The organism is Nostocoides japonicum T1-X7 (assembly GCF_001046855.1).
GTDB classification, from domain to species: Bacteria; Actinomycetota; Actinomycetes; order Actinomycetales; family Dermatophilaceae; genus Nostocoides; species Nostocoides japonicum.
Window position 1 is genome coordinate 3579894 of sequence record NZ_HF570958.1, and the last position, 8353, is coordinate 3588246.

8 protein-coding genes are annotated in these 8353 nt (G+C 72.9%); 7 read left to right on the forward strand and 1 reads right to left on the reverse strand.

All coding sequences use genetic code 11. The features are described from left to right. Positions 1-95: 95 nt before the first annotated feature. Complete coding sequence (locus BN12_RS16195) at positions 96-1337, reverse strand: class I SAM-dependent methyltransferase (RefSeq protein WP_048554069.1); 1242 nt, start codon at positions 1335-1337, stop codon at positions 96-98. A gap of 474 nt (positions 1338-1811) precedes the next feature. Between BN12_RS16195 and groES the strand changes: the two genes are divergently transcribed. The 7 genes from groES to BN12_RS16230 form a co-directional block, all read left to right on the forward strand. Next, entirely contained in the window at positions 1812-2105 is a 294-nt protein-coding gene (gene groES, locus BN12_RS16200) for a co-chaperone GroES (RefSeq protein ID WP_048554071.1), read from the forward strand. 126 nt (positions 2106-2231) lie between these two features. Further along, entirely contained in the window at positions 2232-3845 is a 1614-nt protein-coding gene (groL, locus tag BN12_RS16205) for a chaperonin GroEL (RefSeq protein ID WP_048554073.1), read from the forward strand. 198 nt (positions 3846-4043) lie between these two features. Beyond that, a complete protein-coding gene (locus tag BN12_RS16210) occupies positions 4044-4580 on the forward strand; it encodes a PadR family transcriptional regulator (protein ID WP_048556500.1) in 537 nt (178 codons plus the stop codon). After that, complete coding sequence (locus tag BN12_RS16215; protein ID WP_083454706.1) at positions 4577-5344, forward strand: ABC transporter ATP-binding protein; 768 nt, start codon at positions 4577-4579, stop codon at positions 5342-5344. Before BN12_RS16210 ends, BN12_RS16215 begins: the two co-directional genes overlap by 4 nt. Then, the gene (locus BN12_RS16220; RefSeq protein ID WP_048554075.1) at positions 5341-6834 is read left to right on the forward strand and encodes an FtsX-like permease family protein; all 1494 of its coding nucleotides are present in this window, start codon (positions 5341-5343) and stop codon (positions 6832-6834) included. The genes BN12_RS16215 and BN12_RS16220 overlap by 4 nt, the downstream gene beginning before the upstream one ends. 63 nt (positions 6835-6897) lie before the next feature. After that, positions 6898-7587 (forward strand): ABC transporter ATP-binding protein, encoded by a 690-nt coding sequence (locus tag BN12_RS16225; protein WP_048554077.1) that lies wholly within the window; start codon positions 6898-6900, stop codon positions 7585-7587. Next, positions 7584-8353: hypothetical protein (locus tag BN12_RS16230; protein ID WP_200901237.1), on the forward strand; the 770-nt coding region annotated here is incomplete at its 3' end. The genes BN12_RS16225 and BN12_RS16230, both read left to right, overlap by 4 nt.

The following is an 8353-nucleotide window of genomic DNA, read 5'->3' on the forward strand; positions in this document are numbered from 1 at the left end:
GAGGTGTCCCGACCCCGCCGGAAGGTCACCCGATACCTCGACCCGGCGGACGACCTGGGAGTCGAGGTATCTGCCCGACCCACTGACTCGCTCGACTACGGGGCAGGGTGGACGAGGAGTGCGAACGGGGAGCCGGCCACACGGGTGAGGACGACGGTGGCTTGAGCACCCGTCCCGGCCGAGCGACCGACCCCGAGGCGGCGGCGCAGGTCGTCCTCGTCGAGCCGGATCCCTCGCTTCTTGACGGTCAGCCCGGTCACGCCACGTCGGCGGAGCGCGGCCTTGAGCGTCCGGGGCTGGAAGGGGAGAGCCTCCTCGACGGCATACCGGCGGGCGAAGGGCACCTCGACGGACCGGGACGCGGTGACGTAGCCCAGCCCGGCGTCGACCTCCACTCCGCCGGTCCGGGCGACGAGCGCGCCGAGGAGCCCGGCGCGGGAGACGGCGCGGTCCGCCTCGTAGAGCCACGGCCCGACGTCGGCGGCCGAGGTGGCGACGGGCGCGACGTCCTCGCCCATCGTCTGGTCGACCTCGATCGGCGGTCCGGCGGGGGACAGGACGAGCGCGGTCCGCCCCTCACGCCGGACGAGCGGTCCCCACCAGACGGCGCACTCGAGGAGCTCACCGGCATACGACGTCCATTGCGCCTCGCACCCGAGAGGTACCTCGTCGTGGGGGAACGACGGCGACAGCTTGACCCCGACGGCGGGGATCGCCGCGGCGACCGAGCGGACGAAGGACCACGGCGGCGAGAGCTCCTCGAGGCGGAACAGCCGACGGCTGCGACCGTGGACGTCGGCGACCCCCGAGACGCGGCGGGCTGGGTCGAGCCACACGCCGACCCGGCCGTGGAGCGGGTCCGCAGGGGCGACGAAGTCCTCCGCGCGACCCACGTGCGCCCGGGAGTCCGGCCAGGGGCGCAGGTTCGCGTCGGCGACGGCCGCCGTCACCGGATCCTTGTCGATGCCGAGCACCGTCACGCCGAGGGCGGACATCGCCATGGCGTCCGAGCCGATCCCGCACCCGAGGTCGTGGACCGTCGCGAGGCTCGCGGCGGCGTACCGCCCGGCATGCGAGGCGCTGACCTCCAGCCGGGTGGCCTGCTCGAGACCGTCGGGCGTGAAGAGCATCCCGGACGCGAAGTCGCCGAACTTCGCCCGCGCCCGCGCACGCAGCCGGCTCTGGAGGAGGAGCGCGGCGACCCGCTCGGGCGCGAGGCCCGTCGCGCGGAGCCGGCTCTGCGTCGCGAGCTCGGTGGCCGGTTCGTATGCCGGGAGCTCCCGCAGCGCGGCCCACCCGTCCGGGGAGGCGAGCCAGCGCACGGTCGCGACGTCCATGTCCGCATTGTCCCCGAGCCGGTCGGGGCGGTCCGCGCCGGTCGGGCGTCGCGCCCGCCGGAGGTGGTGCAGAGGCCCCGATCGGGTGGCAGATCGCCAGCTGGGGTGGTGCAGAGGCCCCGATCGGGTGGCAGATGGCCAGGGGGGTTGGGCGGTGGGTCGGCTGGGGTGGTGCACAGGCCCCGATCGGGTGGCAGATGGCCAGGGGGGTGGTGCAGAGGCCCCGATCGGGTGGCAGATGGCCAGGCTGGTTGGGCGGTGGGTCGGCTGGGGTGTCGGCGCCTCGAACCGACGGGACGACGCGCCCGGCTGGCACTCGAGTTGACCGAGTGCCAATCGCCGATCTAGATTTCTGTCTGGCACTCACAGCACACGAGTGCCAACGCCAACGGAGCCGCGACCCCCGCGACGGCGCGACCACCCGGCGACCCCATACTGTCCACCCGACAATCCCTGGAAGGGAAGGTCAACATCGTGTCGGTTTCCATCCAGCCGCTCGAGGACCGCATCGTCGTCAAGTCGCTCGAAGCCGAGCAGACGACGGCATCCGGTCTCGTCATTCCGGACACCGCCAAGGAGAAGCCCCAGGAGGGCGAGGTCCTGGCGGTCGGCCCCGGTCGCATCGACGACAAGGGCAACCGCGTCCCGCTCGACATCGCCGTCGGCGACAAGGTCATCTACAGCAAGTACGGCGGCACCGAGGTCAAGCACGGCGGCGAGGAGTACCTCATCCTCTCCGCGCGCGACGTCCTCGCCAAGGTCGGCTGAGCCACCATCACCACCTGGTATGCCGGTGCCGGCGCCTCGATCGTGACGGCGCTGCACCGGCATACCTCATCTGCCCGCTGACGAGAAGCCAGGCTGACGAAAGCCAGAGAAGGAAGTACCCACCACATGGCCAAGGAACTGGAGTTCAACGACTCCGCACGCAAGGCGCTCGAGCGGGGCGTGGACGCCCTCGCGAACGCCGTCAAGGTGACGCTCGGCCCCAAGGGCCGCAACGTCGTCATCGACAAGAAGTGGGGCGCCCCGACGATCACCAACGACGGCGTGACGATCGCCAAGGAGATCGAGCTCGAGGACGCCTACGAGAACCTCGGCGCCCAGCTCGCCAAGGAGGTCGCGACCAAGACGAACGACATCGCCGGTGACGGGACGACGACCGCGACGGTCCTCGCCCAGGCGATGGTTCGCGAGGGCCTGCGCAACGTCGCCGCCGGTGCCGCCCCCGCCGCCCTCAAGCGCGGGATGGACAAGGCCGTCGCCGCCGTCAACGACAAGCTCCTGGAGACCGCCCGCGACATCGAGGGCAAGGACGAGATCGCCCAGGTCGCCGCCCTGTCGGCCCAGGACGAGACGATCGGCGCGATCATCGCCGACGCGTTCGACAAGGTCGGCAAGGACGGCGTCATCACCGTCGAGGAGTCCTCGACGACGCAGACCGAGCTCGAGTTCACCGAGGGCATGCAGTTCGACAAGGGCTACATCTCGGCGTACTTCGTCTCCGACCCCGAGCGGATGGAGGCCGTCCTCGAGGACGCCTACGTCCTGATCAACCAGGGCAAGATCTCGGCCATCGCCGACATCCTCCCGATCCTGGAGAAGGTCGTCCAGAGCGGCAAGCCGCTGCTCATCATCGCCGAGGACGTCGACGGCGAGGCCCTCTCGACGCTCGTCGTCAACAAGATCCGCGGCACCTTCAACGTCGTGGCCGTCAAGGCCCCCGGCTTCGGCGACCGCCGCAAGGCGATGCTGCAGGACATGGCGGTCCTCACCGGCGGCCAGGTCGTCGCCGAGGAGGTCGGCCTCAAGCTCGACCAGCTGACCCTCGAGTCGCTCGGCCAGGCCCGCCGCGTCGTCGTCACGAAGGACACGACGACGATCATCGACGGCTCCGGCGCCCACGACGACGTCCTCGGGCGGGTCAACCAGATCAAGGCCGAGATCGAGCGCACCGACTCCGACTGGGACCGCGAGAAGCTCCAGGAGCGGCTCGCCAAGCTCGCCGGCGGCGTGTGCGTCATCAAGGTCGGCGCCCACACCGAGGTCGAGCTCAAGGAGAAGAAGCACCGCATCGAGGACGCGATCTCCGCGACCCGCGCGGCGATCGAGGAGGGCATCGTCGCCGGTGGCGGCACCGCCCTGCTCCACGCCGTCTCGGTCATCGCCGACCTGCCGCTCGAGGGCGACGAGGCGACGGGCGCCGCGATCGTCCGCAAGGCGGCCGCCGAGCCGCTGCGCTGGATCGCCGAGAACGCCGGCTTCCAGGGCTACGTCGCCGTCTCCAAGGTCGCCGAGCTCGAGCCGGGCAACGGCCTCAACGCCGCGACCGGCGAGTACGGCGACCTCGTCAAGGCCGGCGTCATCGACCCGGTCAAGGTGACCCGTTCGGCGCTGCGCAACGCCGCGTCGATCGCGTCGATGGTCCTCACGACCGACACGCTCGTCGTCGACAAGAAGGAAGAGGAGGAGGCCCCCGCGGGTCACTCCCACGGTCACAGCCACTGAGCGGTTGACCGCCTGATCGAGCACCACCGCGTATGCCGCGGCCTCCCCACCGAGGAGGCCGCGGCATACGCCTGTTCCCAGGGTCTCTCCGCGAGTCCCGGGTGACCGTTCTGCCGGCTGAGGGCGCCGCCACGTCGCATCGCGACACGCTGACGAGGTCGTTGACTGCTACTAGTCACACAGTGAATAGTGGTCATCGTGTCCACGGGTCATGTGCTTCTCGGGCTGCTGAGCAGGGGCCGGCAGCACGGGTACGACCTGAAGCGCTCCTACGATGCGCTGCTCCCGGCCGGCAAGCCGGTGGCCTACGGCCAGGTGTACGCCGCGCTGGACCGCCTGCACCGCCGCGGCCTCGTCGAGGTCGCGGCGGTGCAACGGGCCGACGGTCCCGACAGGGTCGTCTATGCCCTCACCGAGTCCGGACGCGACGAGCTGGAGGCGTGGATGACCGCACCCGAGGACCCGGGCGAGCAGGCCGCGAACCCGATGGCGGCCCATGTCGGCGTCGCGCTCACCGCGGGTGGACGGGACGCCGCCGTCGCCTACCTCGTCGCCCAACGGGCGGTGCATCTGGACCGGATGCGTGGCATCACGAGGATGGTGGGGGAGCCCGGTGCGCCGTTGTCGCAGGCCCTGTCGGCCGACTTCAGCCTCGCTCACCTCGACGCCGACATGCGGTGGATCGAGGCGACCCTCGATCGGCTCGACACGCTCGAGAAGGAGCTGGACGGATGAGGCCCGACGCGGGGATCACGGCCCTTGAAGGACGCGAGGAGCACCGGGGCGGGTCGGGACTCGCGCTGCGGCTCGACGACGTCCACGTCCGCTTCGGCGACACCCAGGCGCTGCGCGGCCTGTCGGTCGAGGTCGGCCCCGGGGAGGTCGTCGCGGTGACGGGACCGTCGGGATCCGGCAAGTCGACGCTGCTGCTGTGTCTCGCGGGCCTCCTCGTGCCGGACACCGGACGTGTCACCGTGGGCTACACGGTCGTGTCGAGTCTGCCGGACGATGCTCGAACCCGGATGCGCCGCAGCGAGATCGGCGTGCTCTTCCAGTTCGGTGAGCTGGTGCCCGAGCTCACCGCCGTCGAGAACGTCCTCCTGCCCCTCCTCTTCTCCGGGATTCGTCGACCGGTGGCCCACGACCGCGCGATGGCCTGGTTGCGCCGGTTGCGCCTCGACGACCGCGCCGACGAGCAGGTCTCGGGTCTGTCGGGGGGTGAGGCTCAGCGGGTCGCCCTCGCCCGGGCCCTCGTCATCGAGCCCACCGTGCTGCTCGCCGACGAGCCGACGGGAGCCCTCGACACCCCGACCGGCCAGCTCGTCATGCGCGAGATGGTCGACACCGTCCGTGCGTCGGGGACCACGGCCGTCATCGTGACCCACGAGAGCCGGGTCGCCGCATACGCGGACCGGGAGATCCATCTGCGCGACGGCGCCGTCCTCGGCGAGCCGGCCGTGGGGCGGAGCGGTCTCCCGGGCTCGGCGGCGCGCTCGTGACCGGGCAGTCGTCGAGCGGGCCGGAGCAGCCGACGCTGTCGACGCGGTCGGTCGGGGTGGGACGCATGGGCGGGTCGGGGCGGCTGGGCGGCCGCGACGCCTGGTGGCTCGCCGTCCGGGGCGGTCATCTCGACGGCCTGCGCATCGCCCTCACTGCGGCCGCGTCGTCCATTGCGGCACTCCTCGTCCTCGTCGGGGGCGACATCGCGCGACGGCCGACGTACCTGCCCTACCTGCCTGGACTCCTCACCGATCGCGGGCTGCTGCCCGGCGTCCTCCTCGCACTGGCGCTGACCTGTCTCCCCGCGCTCGCCGTCGCCGGCTTCGCGACCCGGGTGGGCGCCGCCCGCCGGTCCGCCCGGCTGCGGACGTATCGGCTCTCCGGCGCCTCGACGGCCGATGTCCGTCGGGTGCTCGGCATCGAGGGCGCGCTCGCTGGCCTCCTCGGGGTCGTGGGGGGCCTCGTGCTGTATGCCGTGCTCGTCGGCGTCATCGCGGAATTCGGGTCGCCCGCACCACTGCGGCGCGACCTGGTGGGCGGGAGCAGCGAGATCGTCGGCTGGCACCTCGCGCCGGCGGTCGGGCTCCGCGTCGCCGACCTGCTCCCGCACGCGTGGGCGATCGCCGTCGCGGCCGTCGTCGTGCCCGTGGCCGTCCTCGCCGCGGCCCACCTCGCCGCACGGTCGGTGGACGCGCTCACCCACGCCGACCCGCCGTCCCGCCGACCGGTGCGCCTGGCGGGTCGGGCGCTGCCCCTGCTCCTCGCCGGAGGTGTGCTCGCCGTCGTGCTCGTCGCATGGATCGCCGATGGGCGCGCGAACGCAGCCGGTCTCCCTGTCGGCGCCCTGTCCGTCGTCCTCGTCGTCACCGGACTGCTCGACGCGGGCGAGGCTGCAGCCTCGTCGCTCGCCGACATCGTCGCCCCGCGTACATCGCGGGCCACCGTGCTCCTCGCCGCGCGTCACGTCCAGGCCACCCCTCGGGCCATGACACGGTCGGGCCGGTTCCTCGTCATCGCCTGCCTCGTCGGAGGGATCGCCGCCGGCGCAGGATCGACGACCCTCGCGGCCCGGGACGTCGATGTCGAGTTCTTCAGCCAGAGCTATGCGCTCGTCGGCGTGCTCATCGCGATCGCCGTCGGCGTCGGGGCGCTGGCCCTCCTCGTCGGGGTCGTCGAGGTCATCGTCACCCGCCGACGCCTGGCTTCGGCCACTCGCGCCGTGGGGGCGCCTCCCGGTGCCGTGGGCCGAGCCGTCGTCCTCGCCGCCATCGCACCCGTCGCGCCGGCCGTCGTCCTCGCCTGGCTCGCCGGTGCCGTGGCCGGGGGGTCGTCCATGTCCAGGGGCATGGGGAGCCCGGTCTCCGTGCCCTGGGGATGGATCGTGGTCTGTGGGCTGGTCACAGTCCTTCTCCTCGCCCTGCTGCTGACCCCGGCCTTCGTCGCGTCGCGCCGGATGGCGCGGGTCACCGAGCTGCGGACAGCGGCGTGAGGTTGTCGTGGTGACGGGCCGTCGCCGGATGACGCGTCCCTCTCGAGCCTCGGGGAGGACGGGGTGACGTCCGGCCCCGCGGCACGGGTGGCCGGGCTATCGCTGCGCTTCGCCGATCGTGTCGTCCTCGACGGCGCCGACCTCGTCGTCGAGCGCGCCTCGAGCGTGGCCGTCACCGGTGGCAGCGGGTCGGGCAAGAGCTCACTGCTGCTCTGCCTGCTCGGGCTGCTGCGACCGGATGCCGGCGCCATCGAGATCGACGGCTCGCCTGTGGCGTTCGGCCGGGCCGGGGCGTCCGCCCGACTCCGTCGCGAGAAGGTCGGCGCGGTCTTCCAGGACGGCAGCCTGCTGCCTGAGCTGTCCCCGCGGGAGAACGTCGCCCTCGCCGGGATGCTGGCCGGCCTGCCCGCGGCCGAGGCGGCCACCCGCGCCGAGGAGCTGCTCGATCGGCTGGGCGTCCCTGCGGGAAGCCGATCCGTCGACGAGTTCTCCGGGGGCGAGCAGCAGCGGATCGCCGTGGCTCGGGCCCTGATGAACCGCCCGGTGCTCCTGCTCGCCGACGAGCCGACGGGGTCGCTGGACCCCGCGACGCGGAACCAGGTGTGCGACGCGCTGTTCGCCCTGCCCGGCGAGCTCGGGTGCGGCCTCGTCGTCGTGACCCACGACCCGGCCGTCGCGGCGCGAGCCGACCGGCGGCTGCGGCTCGTCGACGGGTGTCTGGTCGAGGAAGTCGTCGCGGGGATGGGACGGTGAGAGTCAGGGCGCTGCCCCGGGTGCTCACCCGCCTCGGTCTCACCTTGGCCACCCGTGGCCCGTGGGCCGGGCTGCGCGGGGTGTCCCTGGCCGCCGGGTCGCTCCTCCTCGTCCTGGGCCTCGGCGGGCTCGTCCTCGCGGGGTCGTACGCCTCCCTGCGGGAGGAGCGCACGCTCGCCATCGCGGCGACGCCGGCGGCGTCCGCGCGCACGGCCTCGCTGCTCACCTCCGCCGACGGGTTCCTCAGCGTCTCCGACCGGCCGGTGGTCGTCATCTCCATCTGGCCGACGCGCTCCGATGCACCGCTGCCGCCGGGTGTGGCGCACTGGCCCGCGCCTGGCCAGGCCGTGCTGTCGCCGACCCTGCTCCACGACCTCGGGCCGAGCCGGGCGGATCTCTTCGGGACCGTCGCCGGCACGATCGGCCCCACCGGGGTGGAGGTCCCGACCGAGCGGCGGGTCTATGTCCGCCCGACGACGGCGGCCTTCGAGGCCGACACGATGCGACCCGCCTCCGGCTTCGGGCACTCCATCGACGGGACGGGGCGCGGCGTCGGATCGCTCTACGCCGAGAGCGGGCGGATGGTCACGGCACTCGTGCTGGCAGCGCTCGTCGTGCCGGCTCTCGTCGCGATCGGCCTGGCCACCAGTCTCGACGGCGACGCGCGCGACCAGCGCACCCGACTGCTCACGGCGCTCGGCGCCGGTCGCCGGCACCGAGCCGTCGTCGACGCGGCGGAGGCCGGGCCGGCCGTCCTCGTCGGCGG